The 18,792-nt window shown below is 58.3% G+C and carries 19 protein-coding genes and 3 pseudogenes; 13 read left to right on the top strand and 9 right to left on the bottom strand.

Translation table 11 applies throughout. The features are described 5' to 3' along the window. Positions 1-28: 28 nt before the first annotated feature. Entirely contained in the window at positions 29-2,704 is a 2,676-nt protein-coding gene (gene aceE / locus ACMGF7_RS17010) for a pyruvate dehydrogenase (acetyl-transferring), homodimeric type (protein ID WP_420286541.1), read from the top strand. 27 nt (positions 2,705-2,731) lie between these two features. Here the strand turns inward: aceE and umuC are convergent, their stop codons facing one another. From umuC to ACMGF7_RS16995, 3 genes and pseudogenes are all read right to left on the bottom strand, one after another. Then, the gene (gene umuC / locus ACMGF7_RS17005) at positions 2,732-4,048 is read right to left on the bottom strand and encodes a translesion error-prone DNA polymerase V subunit UmuC (protein WP_049240676.1); all 1,317 of its coding nucleotides are present in this window, start codon (positions 4,046-4,048) and stop codon (positions 2,732-2,734) included. A gap of 2 nt (positions 4,049-4,050) precedes the next feature. After that, entirely contained in the window at positions 4,051-4,485 is a 435-nt protein-coding gene (gene umuD, locus ACMGF7_RS17000) for a translesion error-prone DNA polymerase V autoproteolytic subunit (protein WP_015378308.1), read from the bottom strand. Between the two features lie 188 nt (positions 4,486-4,673). Next, a pseudogene (locus tag ACMGF7_RS16995) lies at positions 4,674-4,853 on the bottom strand (hypothetical protein); the annotation flags it as partial. A 21-nt stretch (positions 4,854-4,874) separates the two neighbouring features. Here ACMGF7_RS16995 and ACMGF7_RS16990 point away from each other — a divergent pair. Continuing rightward, positions 4,875-5,108: pseudogene (locus ACMGF7_RS16990) on the top strand (resolvase); the annotation flags it as partial. A 58-nt stretch (positions 5,109-5,166) separates the two neighbouring features. Here ACMGF7_RS16990 and ACMGF7_RS16985 read toward each other — a convergent pair. The 5 genes and pseudogenes from ACMGF7_RS16985 to ACMGF7_RS16965 form a co-directional block, all read right to left on the bottom strand. After that, entirely contained in the window at positions 5,167-5,538 is a 372-nt protein-coding gene (locus tag ACMGF7_RS16985; protein WP_126171699.1) for a hypothetical protein, read from the bottom strand. 75 nt (positions 5,539-5,613) lie between these two features. Continuing rightward, positions 5,614-6,123, bottom strand: coding sequence for a recombinase family protein (locus ACMGF7_RS16980; RefSeq protein WP_420286765.1), 510 nt, complete (start codon positions 6,121-6,123; stop codon positions 5,614-5,616). A 117-nt stretch (positions 6,124-6,240) separates the two neighbouring features. Next, positions 6,241-6,420, bottom strand: a pseudogene (locus ACMGF7_RS16975) (DNA polymerase V); the annotation flags it as partial. 247 nt (positions 6,421-6,667) lie between these two features. Further along, positions 6,668-7,279 (bottom strand): LysR substrate-binding domain-containing protein, encoded by a 612-nt coding sequence (locus ACMGF7_RS16970; RefSeq protein ID WP_239504274.1) that lies wholly within the window; start codon positions 7,277-7,279, stop codon positions 6,668-6,670. Then, positions 7,279-7,626 carry a LysR family transcriptional regulator gene (locus ACMGF7_RS16965; protein WP_239504264.1) on the bottom strand — a complete coding sequence of 116 codons (348 nt, stop codon included), beginning with the start codon at positions 7,624-7,626 and terminating at the stop codon, positions 7,279-7,281. The genes ACMGF7_RS16970 and ACMGF7_RS16965 overlap by 1 nt, the downstream gene beginning before the upstream one ends. Before the next feature lie 88 nt (positions 7,627-7,714). On the opposite strand from ACMGF7_RS16965, the gene ACMGF7_RS16960 reads away from it, so the two are divergent. The 4 genes from ACMGF7_RS16960 to ACMGF7_RS16945 all read left to right on the top strand — a co-directional run bounded on the left by ACMGF7_RS16960 (position 7,715) and on the right by ACMGF7_RS16945 (position 11,900). After that, positions 7,715-8,680, top strand: coding sequence for an MBL fold metallo-hydrolase (locus ACMGF7_RS16960; RefSeq protein ID WP_197763455.1), 966 nt, complete (start codon positions 7,715-7,717; stop codon positions 8,678-8,680). A gap of 404 nt (positions 8,681-9,084) precedes the next feature. Next, the gene (fdhD, locus tag ACMGF7_RS16955; protein ID WP_049240679.1) at positions 9,085-9,927 is read left to right on the top strand and encodes a formate dehydrogenase accessory sulfurtransferase FdhD; all 843 of its coding nucleotides are present in this window, start codon (positions 9,085-9,087) and stop codon (positions 9,925-9,927) included. 58 nt (positions 9,928-9,985) lie between these two features. Continuing rightward, a complete protein-coding gene (locus ACMGF7_RS16950) occupies positions 9,986-10,903 on the top strand; it encodes a bestrophin family protein (protein WP_004935069.1) in 918 nt (305 codons plus the stop codon). A gap of 34 nt (positions 10,904-10,937) precedes the next feature. After that, positions 10,938-11,900 (top strand): Dyp-type peroxidase, encoded by a 963-nt coding sequence (locus tag ACMGF7_RS16945; RefSeq protein ID WP_021505763.1) that lies wholly within the window; start codon positions 10,938-10,940, stop codon positions 11,898-11,900. Between the two features lie 10 nt (positions 11,901-11,910). Here ACMGF7_RS16945 and ACMGF7_RS16940 read toward each other — a convergent pair whose 3' ends face one another. Beyond that, entirely contained in the window at positions 11,911-12,744 is an 834-nt protein-coding gene (locus tag ACMGF7_RS16940; RefSeq protein ID WP_033632708.1) for an IclR family transcriptional regulator domain-containing protein, read from the bottom strand. 243 nt (positions 12,745-12,987) lie between these two features. Between ACMGF7_RS16940 and ACMGF7_RS16935 the strand changes: the two genes are divergently transcribed. From ACMGF7_RS16935 to catA, 7 genes are all read left to right on the top strand, one after another. Then, positions 12,988-13,674 carry a 3-oxoacid CoA-transferase subunit A gene (locus ACMGF7_RS16935; protein ID WP_021505764.1) on the top strand — a complete coding sequence of 229 codons (687 nt, stop codon included), beginning with the start codon at positions 12,988-12,990 and terminating at the stop codon, positions 13,672-13,674. Between the two features lie 10 nt (positions 13,675-13,684). Beyond that, complete coding sequence (locus tag ACMGF7_RS16930; protein WP_420286539.1) at positions 13,685-14,365, top strand: 3-oxoacid CoA-transferase subunit B; 681 nt, start codon at positions 13,685-13,687, stop codon at positions 14,363-14,365. Beyond that, positions 14,343-15,545 (top strand): 3-oxoadipyl-CoA thiolase, encoded by a 1,203-nt coding sequence (gene pcaF, locus ACMGF7_RS16925; RefSeq protein WP_049240683.1) that lies wholly within the window; start codon positions 14,343-14,345, stop codon positions 15,543-15,545. The genes ACMGF7_RS16930 and pcaF overlap by 23 nt, the downstream gene beginning before the upstream one ends. 8 nt (positions 15,546-15,553) lie before the next feature. Then, positions 15,554-16,315 (top strand): 3-oxoadipate enol-lactonase, encoded by a 762-nt coding sequence (gene pcaD / locus ACMGF7_RS16920; protein ID WP_197799713.1) that lies wholly within the window; start codon positions 15,554-15,556, stop codon positions 16,313-16,315. A gap of 3 nt (positions 16,316-16,318) precedes the next feature. Beyond that, positions 16,319-17,434, top strand: coding sequence for a muconate cycloisomerase family protein (locus tag ACMGF7_RS16915; protein WP_420286538.1), 1,116 nt, complete (start codon positions 16,319-16,321; stop codon positions 17,432-17,434). A 17-nt stretch (positions 17,435-17,451) separates the two neighbouring features. Next, positions 17,452-17,742 carry a muconolactone Delta-isomerase gene (gene catC / locus ACMGF7_RS16910; RefSeq protein ID WP_015378320.1) on the top strand — a complete coding sequence of 97 codons (291 nt, stop codon included), beginning with the start codon at positions 17,452-17,454 and terminating at the stop codon, positions 17,740-17,742. Between the two features lie 83 nt (positions 17,743-17,825). Continuing rightward, on the top strand, positions 17,826-18,755 hold the full coding sequence (gene catA, locus ACMGF7_RS16905) for a catechol 1,2-dioxygenase (protein WP_021505768.1): 930 nt from the start codon (positions 17,826-17,828) through the stop codon (positions 18,753-18,755). Positions 18,756-18,792: the final 37 nt, after the last annotated feature.

Below are 18,792 nucleotides of genomic sequence, written 5' to 3'. Positions count from 1 at the left end.
TTATCAGGTAAGTACATTTGGAGCTTTTATGAACCAACCCGTGGTTAAAGCAGATCTTGACCCGCAAGAGACGGCTGAATGGCTTGAGGCATTTGAAGGCGTCACCGATATCGACGGCCGTGAGCGCGCGCATTTTTTACTGGAGAAAATGGCCGAAGCCGATCAGCGAAAATACGGCGATTTCTTCAGCCTGGTCACCACGCCCTACGTGAACACCATTCCGGCTTATAAGCAGCCGACGTATCCCGGCGATCTGGCCGCTGAAGCGCGCATCAATGCGTTTATTCGCTGGAACGCCATGGCGATGGTGCTGCGCGCCGGCAAACATTCCAACGTTGGCGGGCATATCGCCACCTACCAATCGGCCGCAGTGCTTTACGATGTGGGATTCACGCACTTCTTCCGTGGGCGCACCGATGATTTCGCCGGCGACATGGTGTATATCCAGGGCCACTCCGCCCCCGGTATTTATGGCCGCGCCTATCTCGAAGGCCGCATCGACGAGGAGCTGCTCGACAACTTTCGTCGCGAATCCGCGCGCCGTGGCCTCTCCTCCTACCCGCACCCGCGGCTGATGCCGGATTTCTGGCAATATCCCACCGTTTCGATGGGGCTGGGGCCGCTGACCGCCGCCTACCAGGCGCGCTACATGCGTTATCTGGAATACCGCGAGCTGAAACCTCACCAGGGAAGAAAGGTGTGGGCGTTCCTCGGCGACGGCGAGATGGATCAACCGGAATCGCTGGCGGCGATTGCGCTGGGCGGGCGAGAAAAACTCGATAACCTGATCTTCGTCGTGAACTGTAACCTGCAGCGGCTGGATGGCCCCGTGCGCGGCAACGGCAAGATCATTCAGGAACTGGAGGGCACCTTCAAAGCCGCCGGCTGGCAGGTAATCAAGGTGATCTGGGGCAGCGGCTGGGACAAACTGCTGCAAAAAGACCGCTCCGGACTGCTGATGCAGCGGATGATGGAGTGCGTCGACGGCGATTACCAGACCTTCAAATCGCAAAGCGGCGCCTATGTGCGGGAGCATTTCTTCGGCAAGTACCCGGAATTGATCGAGCTGGTCGCCGACCTGAGCGACGATGAGATCTGGGCGCTGCACCGCGGCGGCCACGATCCGCAAAAGGTGTACGCCGCCTACCATCAGGCGGTGCATACCACGGGCAGACCGACGGTGGTGCTGGCCAAAACCGTCAAAGGGTTTGGCATGGGGGAAGCCGGTGAAGGGCAGAACATCAACCACCAGCTGAAAAAAATGAGCCAGGATGCGGTGAAAGCCTTCCGCGACCGTTTAGGGCTGACAATCTCCGACGCCCAACTGGCAGAGATCCCTTACCTGAAGCCTGAACCCGACAGCGCGGCGGCGAAGTACATCACCGCGACGCGCACTGCGCTGGGCGGCTACATCCCTGCCCGCTTCGGCCAATCCGCTCCGCTGGCGATACCGGAACTATCGCGCTTCGACGGCCTGCTGAAGGGCAGCGGCGAACGCAACATGTCGACCACCATGGCTTTCGTCAATATCCTCGGCACGCTGCTCAAAGACGCCAACATCGGCAAACTGATTGTGCCCATCGTGCCGGACGAATCGCGCACGTTCGGCATGGAAGGCCTGTTCCGCCAGATTGGCATCCATTCCTGGCTCGGCCAGCTGTATACCCCGCAAGACGCCGGGCAGCTCAGCTACTACAAAGAGGCCAAAGACGGCCAGATTTTGCAGGAAGGCATCAACGAATCCGGCGCGATATCGACCTGGATCGCCGCCGGCACCGCCTACAGCAACCACGATGTCGCGACAATCCCGTTCTATATCTTTTACTCCATGTTCGGGCTGCAGCGGGTGGGCGATCTCGCCTGGGCAGCGGCAGACGCGCGCACCAAGGGCTTCCTGCTCGGCGCCACCTCCGGCAGAACCACTCTGATGGGCGAAGGCTTGCAGCATGACGACGGCCACAGCCACGTGCTGTCTTCCGTCATTCCCAGCTGCGTCTCCTACGATCCGACCTATGCCTATGAACTCGCAGTGATCGTTCAGAGCGGCATGCGCAGGATGTTCGTTGAACAAGAGGATATTTACTACTACATCACCTTGCTCAACGAAGGATACCCGCAGCCGCCGATGCCGGCGGGCGTGGAGGACGGGATTATCCAGGGCGCCTATTTGCTCAAACAGAACGAAACGGCAAACCAAGAGAGCCCGCGCGCTCAGCTGATCGCCAGCGGCGCCATCATGCGCGAGGCGCTGGCGGCGGCGGCGCTGTTGGCCGAGGACTTTGGCGTCGCCAGCGATATCTGGAGTGCCACCAGCCTGAGCGAACTGCGCCGTAACGGCATGGCGGCCGAACGCTGGAACCTGCTGCACCCGGAAGACCCGCCGAAAGTCCCTTATATACAGAGTCTGCTGGCGGCGCATCCTGGCCCGGTGGTGGTGGCGACGGACTATATGAAGATCGTCGGCGATCAGATCAAACCGTTCTTGCCGGACCGCGCCTTTATCACCTTGGGCACCGATGGCTTTGGCCGCTCGGACACCCGCGAGGCGCTACGTGAGTTCTTCGAGGTCAACCGCCATTTCATCGCGCTCGCCGCGTTGAAACTGCTGGCTGACGAAGGCCGTATCGCCCGCAGCGAGGTCAACCGCGCCATGGCGCTGTATGGCATCACCCCCGATAAGCCGGATCCGGCAGCGGTGAAGTAACGCATAGCCTACCCACGCCGCCGGCTGTCACCCGCGGCGTTTTTCCTCCTTCGGCTCGGCATCACGCGGCTCCCGCTCCCCCAACCGCACCAGCGGGATATCCGCCAGCCGGGTGGTGTAAGCCGGCGACAGCATTTCGCGCTTCATTTGCCACGGTTTGACGATCCCCTGCCCGGCGAACCATACGCGCCCGCGCCCTTCCTGATTCAGGCGATCGAGGGTCGCCATCAGCCGCTCGCTGTTGCGGCGCGGCGGGCAGTCGTCGAACAGATCGATCTGCGCCATGGCGGCGGCGCTGAAATCCCCCAACATCACGCCGCCCTTCAGATAACGCCGCCCCTCCTGCCAGATGCTCTCCAGCGCGCGCACCGCCATGGCGATGATGTCGCGGCTGTCGTTGCTCGGGGTTTGCAGCCGGGCGGTGCCCATATTGCTGTAATAGCCTTCGCCCGCCGAATGCGGGCTGGTTTTGATAAACACCGACACGTTGCGGCAATAGCGCTTTTCCTGCCGCAGCTTTTCGGCGGCGCGTTCGGCGTAGCTGCAGATCGCCTCGCGCATGTGCGGGTAATGCGTCAAACGCTGGCCGAACGAGCGGGAACAGATGATCTGCTCTTTCGTCGCCGCCTCATCTTCCCACCGCAGGCACGATTCGCCGCGCAGTTCACGTATCGTGCGCTCCAGCACTACGCTGAAGGTTTTACGCGCCAGCCGGGTATCGCAATCCGCCAGCTGCAACGCGGTGTGGATCCCCATCGCCTGCAGCTGGCGTGTCAGGCGGCGCCCCACGCCCCACACCTCTTCCACCGGGATCAACGCCAGCAGCTTGCGCTGGCGCACCGGATCGGATAAATCCACCACGCCGCCGGTGCCGCGCCATTTCTTGGCCGCGAAGTTGGCCAGTTTGGCCAGTGTCTTGCTCGGCGCAATGCCGACCCCGACCGTCAAATGCAGCTCGCGCCGGATGCGATCGCGCACCCGCCGGCCGAACGGTTCCAGCGCTTCGCAGCGCGCCACGCCGTCCAGCCGCAGAAAGGCTTCGTCCAGCGAATAAATCTCCACCGCCGGCGCCATCTCCTCCAGCGTGTCCATCACCCGGCGGGACATATCGGCGTACAGCGCGTAGTTGGAGGAAAACACCGCGACGTTGCGGCGGCGCATCTCCTCTTTGATTTTGAAATAAGGCGCGCCCATCGGCACGCCCAACGCCTTCGCCTCGGCGCTGCGGGCGATCACACAGCCGTCGTTGTTGGACAGCACGATCACCGGCCGCCCCCGCAGATCGGGCCGAAAGATGGTTTCGCAGGAGGCGTAGAAGCTGTTGACGTCTACCAGGGCAAACATGGTTACAGCGCCGCGTAGACGATAAAGGTCACCACGCCGAAGATCTCCAGCTGCGCCTCGTCATTGAACACGATTGGCGCATAGGCGGGGTTCATCGGCAACAGCCGCACGTCGGGGTAGCGCTGCAGTTTTTTGACGGTGAATTCACCGTCCACGGCGGCGATCACGATATTGCCGTGTTCCGGCGTCAGGGCACTGTCGACAATCAGCAGATCGCCGTCCTGAATATTGCCGTCGATCATCGACTCGCCGCTGGCGCGTACAAAGTAGGTGGCGTTGGGATGCCGCACCAGCAGCTTGCCGATATCCAGCCGGCTCTCGACATAGTCCTGCGCCGGGGAAGGAAAGCCGCAGGCCACGCGATCGGCAAACAGCGGTAACGTCAGAGACTCACCTGGTGAAAAAGCATACAACCTTGAATTGCTCAGCATAATCATAACCAAACTGTATATTTATACAGTAAAGCATAAACAAAACGCGAACGCGCGCAACCCCAAATTCCCCTGCGGATCGCGCTTTGCCGCGTAATATAATAATTTTCTGAGTGATTTTTCCTGCAGATTTTGGCGTTCTTCACGTGTGTTTGCACACATGATACCCACCAAAACTGTGGATAATTCGGCACTCAGACCGTTGGCGTATCGATGGGCAGGATGAGTGAGGGATTGTCATTGCGAACGGCGCCGACGGCGGGCGATACCGGTTGCCAGACGAAATCCTCTGCCTGCAGGCTGTACACGTCAGCCTGCATTTGACCAGAGGGCGGGACTAAGCGGGTGTCGAGCCAGTCGCGCGCGGCCGTCGGTCTCTGCTGCGTACAGCGCCGCAAAGAACAGCAGCAGGCCTTGCCTCAGCAAGATCCCACGGGAGGAACGGCGGACGGCCTTACAAAATGACGCCAATAAAATTGCGACTGGCAATGGCATCAATGGGACGGCCAGAGACGAAAGTCAGTACGTTATGCCAGGAGCTTGGGATCACCCGACAAACGCTGTACCGCCACATTTCCCCTGATGGTCCACTGCGAGCTGACGGTATAAAGCTGCTCAACCGGGGATAATTTTAGCGGACGGAAAAATCTGGGGTTCCGGCGTAGAACCCCGAATAAGGAATAGTCCTTAATTCATTTCAGGATTATTAATTCCATCTAAAACCTCTCGGCAATATTCTTTTTTATAGGCTTCATCATTACTTAATGACTTAACCAAAAAATCAGCATTTTTCCAACCATTATCCCAATGCGTATCGAATCCTGACTGTTCATACTTTAATGTTCTAGTTAATGAGTCTTTTATTTGTTTTTTATATTTATCAATCTTCTCATTGGTTGCCCCACAAACATCATGTGCAACACGAGCATTTGAGCCAGAAAAACCTATTGCTGAAATTGCCATCGCTTCATTTGATTTGTCGAAATCATTCGCATATGCCACTGCATTAGATAAAGCGAATATGACAAGAGCAGGTATGGTTTTTTTGTATGAAATCATCTTTCACCTCTCACTCATTGATTGTTCATGGGGTCAGCTTGGATATCGAAAATTATTGTACATTAAGGCTGCTTTTTAATCAGTCTCAACTTCTTTATAGAAGGCCTGAATGCGACAAACTTGGGAAGTACTGTAGCCTGTCGCGTCTGCTGTTTCTCGGATGCTCAGTTTCTTAATCTGTCGGTAGTACAGGACTTTCTGATGTCGTTTCTGATCTGCCTGCTTTCCCCGGTATCTACCCAACGTATGCGCCCGTTCAATTCCCTGCTTTTGCCATTGGCGGCGACTCAACCAGTCCTTATGTGACATCGCGGCCATCAGGTCGATTAGCATGTTATTGATGGCGGTTATTACTGCACGGGTGATCGGGTCCGCCTGTGAAGGATCTTTCTCTGACAGCGCCAGCCATGAGGTAGGGACATCCAGGCTGACAATCCGTAACTCATGCTGCTCAATCTGCTTTTTCAACGTCATCCAGTCACTGTTGCTGAGACGGGTCAGGCGGTCTATCTGCTCAACCAGCAAAATATCAGTTACCGTTTGGGGGCGGCATACTTCCGCATCAGTCTCCAGCAAAGCGCCGATGAGGACAGGCTCCAACCCCAGCGTCTATTCCTTTGCCCGGATACGGCCGTCATTCACCAGGATCTGCACCGGCAGTCCGGCATCATACGCGGCCTGATACCCGCCGACGACCTGCAGCGCGCCACGCACGAAATAAGTGGCATTAGGATGCCGCACCAGCAGCTTGCCAATGTCCAGCCGGCTCTCGACATAGTGCTGTGCGGGAGAAGGAAAACCGCAGGCCACGCGATCGGCAAACAGCGGTAACGTCAGAGACTCACCTGGTGAAAAAGCATACAACCTTGAATTGCTCAGCATAATCACAACCAAACTGTATATTTATACAGCAAGGCATAAACAAAACGCGAACGCGCGCAACCCCAAATCCCCCTGCGGATCGCGCTTTGCCGCGTAATATAATAATTTTCTGAGCGATTTTTTTTTACGCCTGCTAACGGTTTCACTCTGCCTTGCGCACACGTTATCCACTAAAACTGTGGATAACCTGGTGGGGCCGCAAACGATTCACTCAAACAGCCCGCCGCCGCCCCATTGATGCAGCGTGTTAACGATGGGGGGAACAGCCCCCTTCTTCTGACAAGCAGAGATGCTGCGAGACTTCCCTGACTTGCGCCAACAGCCATTGCAATGTCGATTCCTGACTACAACGCTGGTGCCATAACATTTCCACGTTAACGCTAGGGGGATTAGCCAGGGGCAACTTGCTATATTTCAGGCCGTAATCCCGGCTCCAAACGGCGGCTTGACATGTCGGCACGCTCGCCAATACAGGCGTGCTTTGCAGAATTAACGGTAAAGCAGCAAAGTTGGTCGTAGTATAGAGCGCGGTACGCTTTAGCCCATATTCGCCCAATTGATGATTAATAACGCAAGCGTTAATGCCGCGGTAAGGAATTAGCAGATGCTCTTGTGCAACATAATCCGCCAACGATAATACGTCAGGCAGATCTAATTGATCCGGATGCCACAGGGTGCGAAAACTCATATTGATTAGAGACTCACGCTGGAGCCAGCGCGGGCCATGAGGAGCAACCGTCAAAGCTAAATCAATATGGTCGCTTTCCAGCATCTCTTCCGTCTGAGAAGGCGCAATTCTTATCACATTCAAAGCGACTCGCGGCGCTCGTTGCTTTATTAAAGCCAACAGAGAGGGCATTAGCCACATTTCAACCCAATCAGCCATGCCCAAACGGAATATGTGTTTGTCGTGGCTTGGCTGAAAACAGGCTGCTGGAATAAAGCTTGCTGCATTTCCACCATCAGGGGAGCCAGCGCTTGCACAAGTGCCTCTGCGCGCGGCGTAGGTTCCATTCCTTGCGCGGTTCGGACAAAGAGTTGATCGTTGAACATTTCGCGCAGCCGGGCCAATATCCCGCTCACCGCAGGCTGCCCCAAGTGTAATTTTTCAGCAGCCCGTGAAACACTGCGCTCACGGAATAACACCATTAGCACCTTAATCAGGTTCAAATCGAAGCGGTTAAAATCATTTTCTCTGATAGCCATAATCATTTAATTCAATTTGAATAATGTTCCATCGTTCCAAGATAATACTATTGAGATCTGAATGCGATTTTTTATTCCAGGAGAGTTTATGAAACAGAGTTTAGCGCAGAGAAAAACATGTTGGTTGCTTGCTGCAGCCGGTCTGTTGATTACCTCTGCCGCACTTGCGGAGACGAACAGTCAGGCTCCCGGTTACTATCGAATGCCGCTGGGGAAAATGACGGTGACTGCCGTTTCAGACGGTACCGTTACACTCCCACTAGAGCAGCTGTTGACAAATATTTCCCCAGAAACACTGCAAAAACGCCTGGCTGACGATGGGATATCGTCATTAGCAGAAACCTCAATCAACACCTTTGTTATTGATACTGGCAAACAAAAAATCCTTATTGATGCCGGCGCCGGTTCGCTGATTGGCAAGACAGGAGGTCATCTGTTGGATAACTTGCGGGAAGCGGGTTATCCGCCAGAAAGCATTGATGCAGTACTCATTACCCATATTCACAGCGATCACTCAGGCGGGATCTCATTAAATGGGAAGCCGGCATTCCCAAATGCGCAAGTATACGTTGAGCAAAAAGACGCCGAATTTTGGTTAAACCCTGCCGCCAACCTTAATAAAGTATCGGAAGATAAAAAAGGCATGTTCAATGAGTCAGTAAATGCGTTTAACCCTATAAAAACGGCTGGAAAGTTGCGAACATTTAATGCCCCGGCAACGCTGGTGGGAGGCATTCGTGCATTCCCAGCCCCCGGCCATACGCCAGGAAGTGTTATCTATCGCGTGGAAAGCGAAGGCCAGTCATTGATTTTCTGGGGTGATTTGGTTCATGCCAAGGCAGTGCAAATGCCCGATCCTAAAGTTGCCATTCATTTTGATTTTGACCAGCCGCAGGCGATAAAAACGCGCGAGCGTATTTTGGCGCAAATAGCGAAAGAAGGGAGTTGGGTTGGAGCAGCCCATTTTTCATTCCCTGGATTCGGCCATGTAAAAACCGATGGCAATGGCTATCGCTGGATCCCTGCCAATTACACCATTAAGGTAGCGCAGTGACAGCATAACCCCTTCGCTCGGACGCCGGGCGAAGGACGTCAACTTATCAATCGTATACCTGCATGACTTGCTTTCCATTAGCAGGTCATCGTCGTTACGAACGCCAGGCAACATGCTTTTGCAGGTTCACCTTTGAGGCAATACCAATCGGGTTAAGGATCGATTGAGCAATCCTTATTTAAGGCGCAATAACCGCGCCACGGCATAGAGCCATTTTCTTATTCCTCCCACCAATACTCCGTTTGGTTTCAGCGAGATCTACAGATTCCCCCCTCTGATCAGCCGCCTGATTAACGTCGCCCCGTTTCACCCTGTTCAAGCACGCCATCTATGATAAAATCGGCTATCACTCATCAGACTCTATCTGACGCCGGCGCTGTATCCGCCGGCGCCGCGAAACCATCATGAACAAGCATTTGATTCTCGACGAACCCGGCGATGCAGACTCGGCCTGCCTGTCTCGCCATGCGGTCTGGCAGCGCACCGATCTGGCTCAGGCGCAACAAGATTGGCTGGCGGAAGAAGTGCCGGTTGCCCTGGTGTACAACGGCATTTCCCACGTGGTGATGATGGCGACGCCGAAAGACCTGGCGGCCTTCGCCATCGGTTTTTCGCTGTCCGAAGGCATCATCGCCTCCCCCGACGATATCTACGACATCCGCCAGCAACCGGCCTGCAATGGCATTGAAGTGCATGTGGAACTCTCGAGCCGCCGCTTTATGCAGCTGAAAGAGAAGCGCCGCAGCCTGGCCGGCCGCACCGGCTGCGGCGTCTGCGGGGTCGAGCAACTGCAGGAGGTCGCTCAGCCCATCGCGCCGCTGCCTTTCACGCAGCGTTTCGATTTGGCGCTGCTCGATCGGGCGTTGGCGCAGCTGCAGGAAGTGCAAACGGTGGGGAAACTGACCGGCTGCACCCACGCGGCGGCCTGGATCCAGCCGGACGGCGCGCTCAGCGGCGGATGTGAAGACGTCGGCCGACATGTGGCGCTCGACAAACTGCTCGGTTATCGCAGCCAACAGGCGTGGTTGCAAGGGGCGGCGCTGGTGTCGAGCCGCGCCAGCTATGAAATGGTGCAAAAATCCGCCATGTGCGGCGTCGAGATCCTGTTCGCCGTTTCCGCCGCCACCCGCCTGGCGGTGGAGGTGGCCGAGCGCAGCAACCTTACGCTGGTGGGCTTCAGCAAGCCGGGGCGCGCCACCGTCTATACGCACCCGCAGCGGCTCTGGCAATCGACAACGGCGGCCTAACGCCGCCGGATAAGAATCGACTATTCTCAATAGCAGGACACCAGGAAGCGCCCACGTTATGATAATCCGCCCGCACCAGAACTGGTTTTTTCGCCTGTTCGCCTGGCACGGATCCGTGCTGTCAAAAATTACCTTTCGCCTGTCGCTGAACGTGCTGATGTCGATAGTGGCGGTGATCAGCTACCAATGGTACGAACAGCTCGGCGTGCATTTGACTATCGCGCCGTTCAGCCTGCTGGGCATCGCCATCGCGATTTTTCTCGGCTTTCGCAATAATGCCGGCTACAGCCGCTTTGTCGAGGCGCGCAACCTGTGGGGCTCGCTGCTGATTACCGAGCGATCCCTGCTGCGCCAGATCAAAAGCCTGCTGCCGGACGAACCGGCGGTGCAGCAAAAGGTCGCCAAGCTGCTGATCGCCTTCAGCTGGAGCCTGAAGCATCAGCTGCGCGCCACCGATCCCACCGCCGATCTGTACCACAATCTCAGCAGCAAAGAGCTGGCCGAAGTGATCGCCAGCCCGATGCCGACCAACCGCATCCTGCTGATGCTGGGCCAGGAGATCGGCAAGCTGCGCCGACGGGGGCTATTGAGCGACATCACTTTCGAGCTGCTCGACAACAAGCTGAGCGAGCTGTCCCACGCCCTCGGCGGCTGCGAACGGCTCGCCAGCACCCCGGTGCCGTTCGCCTATACCCTGATCCTGCAGCGCACCGTTTACCTGTTCTGCAGCCTGTTGCCCTTTGCCCTGGTGACCGATCTGCATTACATGACACCGTTTGTTTCGGTGTTCATTTCCTATACCTTCTTATCCTGGGACTCACTGGCCGAAGAGCTGGAGGATCCATTCGGCGTGTCGGCCAACCATCTGCCGTTAAACGCCATTTGCAACACCATTGAGCGCAACCTGCTGGAAATGAATGACCAAAGCCCGCTGCCACCGCCGATGAAACCCGACGAGCACTTTAATTTGATCTGAGCTATTTCACCCGAACACACTGGAGCCGAATGCAATGAATGCAAATACCCCCCTGCCGCAAGCCGTATTCACGCCGGTGACGCGCCATGCCATCTTTATCGTCGCCACCCTGTCGCCCGTTCCCGCCCATCTGGCGGCGGTGCGCGCCTGGTGCGGCGACATCGCCGCTGTGGTGCGTTCGGTCGGCAAACGCGCGCCGGCGGGCAACCTCACCTGCGTCTGCGGCTTCGGCTCCGAGGCCTGGGATACGCTGTTCGGCGCGCCGCGCCCTCGCCAGCTGCATCCATTCAGCCCGATCGGCAGCGGGGAACGCGTCGCCGTCGCCACGCCCGGCGACATTCTGCTGCATATCCGCGCCGATGAAATGGATCTGTGTTTTGAACTGGCCTCTCAGCTGATTGGCAAGCTCGGCGACGCCGTGGCGGTGATCGAGGAGGTGCACGGCTTCCGTTACTTCGATCAGCGCGCCATGATCGGCTTCGTCGACGGCACGGAGAACCCGGAAGGGCATGAAGCCTTCGATTACACGGTGATCGGCGACGAAGACGCGGCGTTCAGCGGCGGCAGCTATGTGCTGGTGCAGAAATACCTGCACGACATGCAGGGCTGGAATTCGCTCAGCGTGGAAACGCAGGAGAAAATCATCGGCCGCCATAAGCAGTCCAACATCGAGCTGGATGAAGCGGTCAAACCGTCGTCGTCGCACAGTTCGCTGACCACCATCACCGACGAGCAAGGCAACGAGGTGAAAATTCTGCGCGATAACATGCCGTTCGGCCGCCCCGGCCTGCGCGAGTTCGGCACCTACTTTATCGGCTATGCGCGCTCCCCGCAGCCGATCGAGCAGATGCTGGAAAACATGTTTATCGGCCGCCCGGCCGGCAACTACGATCGGCTGCTCGATTTTAGCCACGCGGTGACCGGCACCCTGTTCTTCGTGCCTTCCGCCCCGCTGCTGGAAGCGCTGGCCGATCGCAGCGGCGCCGAACTGCATTAATCCGTTCTCCCTACAGCAGCAGCGCCAGCTCCATCGCCGTGCGCTGCAGCTGCGGCAGCACTCGTTCGCGCAGCTCCGCCGCCGAGATCTGCGACGCATTGACGCCAACGTTCATTGCCGCCACAACCCCGCCTTTGCGTGAATGCATCGGCACCGCAATGGAACGCAGGCCGATCTCTAACTGTTGATCGTTGATGGCATACCCCTGTCTGCGAACTCTGGCTAACTGTTCCTGCAGCTGCTCCGCACAGGTGACGGTAAACTCGGTCAGCGGTTCGAAAGTGACCCGCGACAGATAATCCTCCAGCTCTCCCTCGTCCAGCGCGCTGAGCAACACCAGCCCCATCGATGTCGCATAGGCCGGCAGACGGCTGCCGCGCCCCAGATCGATAGTCATGATGCGTTTAACCGAGGCCCGGGCGATATACAAAATGTTATCGCCATCCAGCGTCGCCACCGAGCAGGATTCATTAAGCAATTTGCTGAGATAGTCCAGCGAGTTTTGCGCCGCCTTCGCCAGCTCGGAAGAGGAAAGATAAGCGTGACCGATAGTTAGCACACGCGGCAGCAAGCGATAGTGGCGCCCATCGGGACAATGCACGAATCCCAGCGCTCGTAGGGTATACAAACAACGGCGCACCGCTGCGCGCGGAATGCCGGTTTGTTGACTGATCTCTGACACCGACATCTGCGAATACTGTGGCTTGAAGGCCTGTAACACCTCCAGCCCTCTGGCCAACGAGGCCATAAAATTAGGATCGCCCTTGTACTGGTCGTTGCTTAAATCACCGATCTCCTGCAGCCGACGCAGTTCTTCGGTGCCAAATTCAGGAACTTCACTCATTCAGGCCTCCCATTAGTATCTGCTCTCAATTTACACGCTCAATACGGCAGCAAAGCCCTGCGTATCACATCCGATGCCAATTTAGCCGCCTGCATCACAAAATGCAGACCTAAAACCTCAATGCACCGATAATCGCACAATGTTCTGATATTCGCACTTGCTGATGCTTTTTTCATCCTCTAGGTTAATTTCAAACCCGCTGGTTGTTGGCGCAACGTCCTAACCGAGCCTTGAGGAGAACTGATGATCGATAAAAGCATGGCGTCCGCAGACGCCGCCGTCGCAGATATTCCGGATGGCGCCACCCTTATGGTCGGAGGATTCGGTCCGGCCGGGCAGCCCTACGCACTGCTGGATGCGCTGATCCGTCGCCGGCCACGCGCGCTTACGCTGATCAGCAACAATGCCGGTAACGGCGATTTTGGCCTGGCGGCTCTGCTGAAAGCCGGCTGTGTGCGCAAAGTGGTGTGTTCTTTCCCACGGCAGGCAGATTCTTGGGTGTTTGACGACCTCTACCGCCGCGGCGAGTTGGAACTGGAGCTGGTTCCGCAAGGCAATCTGGCGGCGCGCATCCAGGCCGCCGGCGCCGGGATCGGCGGTTTTTATACCCCGACCGGCTATGGCACCCAATTGGCGGAAGGAAAGGAAACCCGCGAGATCGACGGCCGCCGATACGTTTTCGAACTGCCGCTGAAGGCCGACTTCGCGCTGATCAAGGCTGAACAAGCCGACCGTTGGGGCAACCTCCGCTATGACAAAACCGGGCGCAACTTCGGGCCGATTATGGCGATGGCCGCCAACTGCACCATCGTCGAAGTCAACCATATGGTGCCGTTGGGCGAACTGGATCCGGAAAACATCATCACGCCCGGCATCTTCGTGCAGCGTCTGGTGCCCTCTTCTCCCCGTGCAGCCCAGCTTTCGGCTTAAGGAACGCATCATGAGCAAACTGACCCATCAACAGCTGGCTGAGCGCATCGCGCGCGATATTCCTGAAGGCGCCTACGTCAATCTCGGTATCGGCATTCCAACCCAGATCGCCAACTATCTGCCGGCCGATAAAGAGATCTTCCTGCACAGCGAAAACGGCATTCTCGGCATGGGCCCGGCGCCAACGCCGGGCGAAGAGGACCCGGAATTGATCAATGCCGGCAAACAACCGGTTACGCTGCTGAAAGGCGGCTGCTTTTTCCACCACGGCGACTCTTTCGCCATGATGCGCGGCGGCCACCTGGATATTTGCGTGCTGGGCGCCTATCAGGTCTCCGAACGCGGCGATTTGGCGAACTGGAGCACTGGCGCACCGGGGGCGATTCCGGCGGTCGGCGGCGCGATGGATCTGGCGATCGGCGCACGTCAGGTGTTTGTGATGACCGAACACCTGACCAAAACGGGTGAATGCAAAATCGTCCGCCAATGCAGCTATCCGTTGACCGGCGTCGGCTGCATTGACCGCATCTACAGCGATCTGGCGGTGATGAATGTCACCCCCCAGGGACTGGTGGTGCGCGAAATATTTGCCGGCCTGACCCCGCAACAACTGCAGGACGTCACCCCGGTCGAACTGACTTTCACCCTTCAACACGGGGAACCGCGCCATGAATCCAGCTTATCTGTGTGACGCCGTCCGTACGCCCTTCGGTCGCCTCAATGGGAGCCTGGCCGGCATACGCGCCGACGACTTGGCCGCCCTGCCGTTGAAAGCGCTGCAGGCACGCCATCCGACGCTCGACTGGAGCCAGGTGGACGACGTGTTGTTCGGCTGCGCCAATCAGGCGGGGGAAGACAACCGCAATGTCGCGCGCATGGCGCTGCTGCTCGCCGGCCTGCCGGTGCAGGTGCCCGGCTGCACCATCAATCGCCTGTGCGGATCCAGCCTGGATGCGGTAGCAGCTGCGGCGCGCGCCATCAGAACCGGCGAGAGCGAGCTGATGATCGCCGGCGGCGTGGAAAGCATGTCGCGGGCGCCTTATGTGATGGGCAAGGCGGAAAGCGCCTTCAGCCGCACGATGAAGATTGAAGACACCACCATGGGCTGGCGTTTTATCAACCCACAGATGCAGGCGCTGTACGGCGTGGACACGATGCCGCAGACCGCCGAAAACGTGGCGTCGCAATTCGGTATCAGCCGTCGCGATCAGGACGCCTTCGCCCTGCGCAGCCAGCAACGCACCGCCGCCGCGCAGGAAAGCGGTTTTTACAGCGACCAACTGATCGAGATGCTTATCCCGCAGAAGAAAGGCGAGCCGCTGACCTTCAACCAGGACGAACATCCGCGCGCCACCACCTTAGCCGCACTGGAAAAACTCAGGCCGGTGGTCGCCCCGCAGGGCAGCATTACGGCCGGCAACGCATCCGGCCTGAACGACGGCGCCTGCGCGCTGCTGCTGGCCGGCGAGCGCAGCGTGGCTCGCCATGGCCTGCGGCCAATGGCACGCATCGTTGCCAGCGCCGTCACCGGCATCGAACCGGCGATCATGGGCTTTGCACCGGCGGCGGCGGTGCGCAAAGTGTTGCATATTGCCGGCCTGACCCTCGAACAGATGGACGTGATCGAACTGAACGAAGCCTTCGCCGCGCAAGCGCTGGCGGTGACCCGCGAGCTGGGACTGCGCGACGATGCGCCGCAGGTGAACCCGAACGGCGGCGCGATTGCGCTCGGCCATCCTCTGGGCGCCTCCGGTGGCCGGCTGGTGATGAACGCCGCCTGGCAACTGCGAAAAACGCGCGGGCGCTACGGGCTGTGCGCCATGTGCATCGGCGTCGGCCAGGGCATTGCACTGATTATCGAACGGGTATGAGGTCAATCATGGATATTGAATATCGTCTCGACGGCCCGGCCGACGCACCGCTGCTGGTGCTGTCCAACTCGTTGGGTACCACTTTCGAGATGTGGCAACCGCAATTGGCGACGCTGACCGAACGCTTTCGCCTATTGCGTTACAACCAGCGCGGCCACGGAGCCACCCCGTTGGCGAAAGCGCCACTGCAACTGCAGCAGTTGGCTGAAGACGTCATCACCTTGCTCGACCATTTGGATGCGCCGAACGCCCATTTTTGCGGCATTTCGATGGGCGGATTGACCGGGCTCTGGCTCAGTCGTTATCACCCCGAGCGCATCGGACGGCTGGTGGTCGCCAATACCGCCGCCCGCATCGGCGGCGCCGAAGGCTGGCGACAACGCGCGCAGCAGGTACGGGAACACGGGTTGGCGCCGATCGCCGCCGCCTCCCCCGCGCGCTGGTTCTGCGCGGCATTCGCGCAGCGCCACCCCGAGCAGGTGGCGGCGCTGGTGGCAGCGCTGGCGGCCGGTAATCCACAGGGATACGCCGCCTGCTGCGAGGCACTGGCGCGGGCCGACCTGCGCGCCGAGGTTGCCTCGATGACGCGGCCGATGCGGGTGGTTGCCGGTGAGCAAGATCCGGTCACGACGGTGGCGGACGCCGAGTTTTTAGTCGCCAATGCGCCACTCGCCGATCTGCGGCGGTTGCCGACATCGCATATTTCCAACATCGCCTGTCCGGATCTCTTCAACCGCTGCGTTGTCGAGTTTCTTACTGAAAAGGAATAAAGCATGGAACTTCGCATTGAACGCATCGACAGCTGGCTGGTGGATATTCCCACTATTCGGCCACACAAATTGTCGATGGCCACGATGGGCTGCCAAACGCTGACGCTGGTGCGCATGACCTGCGCCGACGGCCTGATCGGCTGGGGGGAAGCCACCACCATCGGCGGGCTGAGCTACGGCCCGCAAAGCCCGGAGGGGATCAAGTCGGCGATCGACGGCTACCTCGCGCCGCTGCTGAGCGGCAAAAGCTTCAGCGGTCTGGCGCCGTTGGTTGCGTTGATGAATGGCCAGATCCAGGGCAATACCTTTGCCAAGTCGGCGCTGGAAACCGCCTTTCTCGATGCCCAGGGCAAACGCCTCGGCCTGCCGGTCAGCACCCTGCTCGGCGGCGCGCTCAGCAACACCCTGCCGGTACTGTGGACGTTGGCCAGCGGCGATACGCAGCAAGACATCATCGAAGGGCAACGCCTGTTGGCGGAAGACCGTCATCGCGCCTTCAAGTTGAAGATCGGCGCCCGGCCACTGGAGGAAGATCTGCGCCACACCCAGGCTATCAAGCAAGCGCTGGGGCCGGAGATCAGCATTCGCGTCGATGTTAACCAGGCCTGGGATGCCGCCACCGCCGTACGCGGAATGGCGGCGCTGCAGCAGATCGGCATCGATCTGGTCGAACAGCCGGTGCCGCAATGGGATCGCACGGCGTTAATCCGGCTCAGTCAGCGCTTCACTCTGCCGATCCTGGCCGACGAAGCGGTGGCCGACGCTCACGACGGTTATGCATTGGCTGCGGGCGGCTTTACCGGCGCCTACGCGCTGAAGATAGCCAAGGCCGGCGGCCCGGCGCAGGCGCTGAAACTGGCGCAGGTCGCACAGGCCGCCGGAGTCGGCGTCTATGGCGGCACCATGCTGGAAGGCACGCTGGGCACCGTCGCCTCGCTGCACGCCTGGTCGACGCTGAAGCTGGACTGGGGCAGCGAGATGTTCGGCCCGCTGTTGCTGAAAGACGACGTGGTCACCACGCCGCTGCGTTTCGCCAACGGTCACGTCAGTCTGCCGTCAGGCCCGGGCCTGGGGGTCGATATCGATGAAGACAAACTGCGCTTTTATCGACGCAAATAACTACGAGGGACTACGCCATGCTATTCAAAGTTGAAATGGTCGTGAAATTACCGCTCGATATGCCTAAAGCGCTCGCCGACGAAATAAAAACGCGCGAAAAAGCATATTCGCAAACCCTGCAGGCGAGCGGAAAATGGCGACATCTTTGGCGCGTAGCCGGTAGCTACGCCAATGTCAGCATTTTCGATGTGGAAAGCAATGCCGAGCTGCACGAGCTGTTATTCGCCCTGCCGCTTTACCCTTATATGAAAATTCGCGTAACGGCGTTATGCCGACACCCGTCATCGATCCGCGACGATGACAAATAAAATACCGGGATAATAACCCGCAAGGTTAGCTGTTAATTCCTGTTCTCTGTATAACCTACATTATAAGCAATGAGGAATTCGCAATGTCTATATCCTTCAATCAACGTCAAGACATTATCAAATTGCTGGAAATCAGCAGCGGTTTTACTAATGATAACGGAGATCCGCGTTTCAAAAAAATCATGCATCATCTGCTGGGCGATATTTGTCAGCTCATCGATCGCTATGATATTTCCCCTGAAGAATTCTGGCAGGCGATCAACTATCTGCACGTCTTGGGCGAACGTCAAGAGGCGGCGCTCCTGGCCGCCGGCTTGGGGCTGGAACACTACCTCGATCTGCGCGACGACGAGCGCGAGCGCCAACAGGGGCTGAGCGGCGGTACGCCACGCACCATCGAGGGGCCGCTGTATGTGGCCAATGCGCCAGTGAGCGCCGGCTTCGCGCGGATGGATGACGGCGACGACGACGGCGAGGTGATGTGGCTGCACGGCCAGGTCAAAGGCGCCGACGGCAAGCCGCTGGCGGGGGCGGTGGTTGATATTTGGCACGCCAACACGTTGGGCAACTACTCTTTCTTCGATAAATCGCAGAGCGGCTTCAACCTGCGCCGGCGGATAACCACCGACGCCGATGGCCGCTACGCGGCGCGCAGCATCGTGCCGTCGGGCTACGGCTGTCCACCCGACGGGCCCACCCAGGCTTTGCTCAATCGACTGGGGCGCCACGGCAACCGTCCGGCGCATATTCATTTCTTCGTCTCCGCACCGGCGCATAAACACCTGACGACGCAAATCAATCTCAATGGCGACCGTTATCTGTGGGATGACTTCGCTTTCGCTACCCGCGATGAGCTGATCGCCAACCCGGTGAAAATCACCGATCCGGCGCTGGCGGCAAAACGCGATCTGCCCGGCCCGCATACCGAAGTGCAGTTTGATTTTACGCTTTATGCCGCGGCGGACCGCATCGAGCAGAACAGAATAAATCGCCCTCGCGCGCTGCAAGATTAATATTTTTCGCACAAAAGAATAGCGACGCTAATAACGG

The sequence above is a fragment of the Serratia sp. BNK-17 genome (assembly GCF_048684935.1).
GTDB classification, from domain to species: domain Bacteria; phylum Pseudomonadota; class Gammaproteobacteria; order Enterobacterales; family Enterobacteriaceae; genus Serratia; species Serratia nematodiphila.
Note: the sequence above shows the minus strand (reverse complement) of the source record. Positions and strands in the feature narration are given on the sequence as shown.

Excerpts from the sequence above, each read along its gene's own strand:
- ACMGF7_RS16960 (WP_197763455.1), top strand. The coding sequence starts at position 7,715 with ATGAAACAGAGTTTAGCGCAGAGAAAAACATGTTGGTTGCTTGCTGCA.
- ACMGF7_RS16940 (WP_033632708.1), bottom strand. The coding sequence starts at position 12,744 with ATGAGTGAAGTTCCTGAATTTGGCACCGAAGAACTGCGTCGGCTGCAG.
- ACMGF7_RS16970 (WP_239504274.1), bottom strand. The coding sequence starts at position 7,279 with ATGCCCTCTCTGTTGGCTTTAATAAAGCAACGAGCGCCGCGAGTCGCT.
- ACMGF7_RS16915 (WP_420286538.1), top strand. The coding sequence starts at position 16,319 with ATGGAACTTCGCATTGAACGCATCGACAGCTGGCTGGTGGATATTCCC.
- fdhD (WP_049240679.1), top strand. The coding sequence starts at position 9,085 with ATGAACAAGCATTTGATTCTCGACGAACCCGGCGATGCAGACTCGGCC.
- ACMGF7_RS16935 (WP_021505764.1), top strand. The coding sequence starts at position 12,988 with ATGATCGATAAAAGCATGGCGTCCGCAGACGCCGCCGTCGCAGATATT.
- catC (WP_015378320.1), top strand. The coding sequence starts at position 17,452 with ATGCTATTCAAAGTTGAAATGGTCGTGAAATTACCGCTCGATATGCCT.
- aceE (WP_420286541.1), top strand. The coding sequence starts at position 29 with ATGAACCAACCCGTGGTTAAAGCAGATCTTGACCCGCAAGAGACGGCT.
- ACMGF7_RS16965 (WP_239504264.1), bottom strand. The coding sequence starts at position 7,626 with ATGGCTATCAGAGAAAATGATTTTAACCGCTTCGATTTGAACCTGATT.
- catA (WP_021505768.1), top strand. The coding sequence starts at position 17,826 with ATGTCTATATCCTTCAATCAACGTCAAGACATTATCAAATTGCTGGAA.
- umuC (WP_049240676.1), bottom strand. The coding sequence starts at position 4,048 with ATGTTTGCCCTGGTAGACGTCAACAGCTTCTACGCCTCCTGCGAAACC.
- pcaF (WP_049240683.1), top strand. The coding sequence starts at position 14,343 with ATGAATCCAGCTTATCTGTGTGACGCCGTCCGTACGCCCTTCGGTCGC.
- ACMGF7_RS16945 (WP_021505763.1), top strand. The coding sequence starts at position 10,938 with ATGAATGCAAATACCCCCCTGCCGCAAGCCGTATTCACGCCGGTGACG.
- ACMGF7_RS16985 (WP_126171699.1), bottom strand. The coding sequence starts at position 5,538 with ATGATTTCATACAAAAAAACCATACCTGCTCTTGTCATATTCGCTTTA.
- ACMGF7_RS16950 (WP_004935069.1), top strand. The coding sequence starts at position 9,986 with ATGATAATCCGCCCGCACCAGAACTGGTTTTTTCGCCTGTTCGCCTGG.
- umuD (WP_015378308.1), bottom strand. The coding sequence starts at position 4,485 with ATGATTATGCTGAGCAATTCAAGGTTGTATGCTTTTTCACCAGGTGAG.
- ACMGF7_RS16930 (WP_420286539.1), top strand. The coding sequence starts at position 13,685 with ATGAGCAAACTGACCCATCAACAGCTGGCTGAGCGCATCGCGCGCGAT.
- pcaD (WP_197799713.1), top strand. The coding sequence starts at position 15,554 with ATGGATATTGAATATCGTCTCGACGGCCCGGCCGACGCACCGCTGCTG.